The sequence below is a fragment of the Wolbachia endosymbiont of Drosophila leontia genome (assembly GCF_028981785.1).
GTDB classification, from domain to species: domain Bacteria; phylum Pseudomonadota; class Alphaproteobacteria; order Rickettsiales; family Anaplasmataceae; genus Wolbachia; species Wolbachia pipientis.
Map to the genome: position 1 here is coordinate 1 of NZ_JAPQLK010000003.1, position 552 is coordinate 552.

Here is a 552-nt window from a genome sequence, read left to right on the forward strand (position 1 = left end):
GTTCGGCCCTCCAGTGCGTGTTACCGCACCTTCAGCCTGGCCATGGCTAGATCACTCGGTTTCGGGTCTTCTGCCAGCAACTAGACGCCCTATTCAGACTCGCTTTCGCTACGCCTACACCTACCGGCTTAAGCTTGCTGCAAACAGAAACTCGCTGACCCATTATACAAAAGGTACGCCGTCACCCCATAAGAGGCTCCGACTGCTTGTAGGCATTCGGTTTCAGGTCTATTTCACTCCCCTCGTCGGGGTGCTTTTCACCTTTCCCTCACGGTACTTGTTCACTATCGGTCACCAGGGAGTATTTAGGCTTGGAGGGTGGTCCCCCCATGTTCAGACAGGGTTTCACGTGCCCCGCCCTACTCAAGGATCTTTAAAAGCACTACGCATACGGGACTATCACCCACTATGGCCACCCTTTCCAGAGTGTTCTGCTTCTCTTCCAAAGACCACTGGCCTGTTCCGCGTTCGCTCGCCACTACTAGCAGAATCTCAATTGATGTCTTTTCCTCCAGGTACTGAGATGTTTCAGTTCCCCGGGTTCGCCTCGTA

General features: G+C 53.6%; 1 rRNA gene. It reads right to left on the reverse strand.

The window, feature by feature from the left end:
• Positions 1 to 552: ribosomal RNA gene (locus OZD63_RS00095) — 23S ribosomal RNA — on the reverse strand; the annotation flags it as partial.